At 44.0% G+C, this 452-nt stretch carries 1 protein-coding gene; it reads left to right on the forward strand.

Going from position 1 to position 452, the window contains the following annotated elements; all coding sequences use genetic code 11:
* Positions 1 to 136 precede the first annotated feature (136 nt).
* Positions 137 to 452, forward strand: a 316-nt coding sequence (locus KH400_RS21050) for a thiamine pyrophosphate-dependent enzyme (protein WP_246589954.1), incomplete at its 3' end; no start/stop codon positions are given.

Raw genomic sequence — 452 nt, forward strand, 5'->3', positions numbered from 1 at the left:
TATTGTGGGTGGTACGATTGTAATACCCCATACCCGCCGTGGGGCCGAATATTGGGAAGAATTACAAAAAATTTAGAACAGCAGCGGGAAGAATTACGTAAATTCGCTAACCATTTATTGAAATAAATTATAAGCCATGAGCGAAGTTGTAGCCACAGCTACCTTAACTGCCAAAGATTTTGCCACCGACCAGGAAGTACGCTGGTGCCCCGGTTGCGGCGATTATTCTATTTTAGCACAGGTACAAAAAGTAATGCCCACCTTAGACATTCCCAAAGAAAATTTTGCCATTATTTCAGGAATTGGGTGTAGCAGCCGCTTTCCTTATTATATGAATACGTTTGGCATGCACTCCATTCATGGCCGTGCCACTGCCATTGCCAGCGGACTGAAAGCAGCAAGGCCTGATTTAAGTGTGTGGATTATTAGTGGCGATGGCGATAGCTTAAGTA

The organism is Desertibacillus haloalkaliphilus (assembly GCF_019039105.1).
GTDB classification, from domain to species: domain Bacteria; phylum Bacillota; class Bacilli; order Bacillales; family KJ1-10-99; genus Desertibacillus; species Desertibacillus haloalkaliphilus.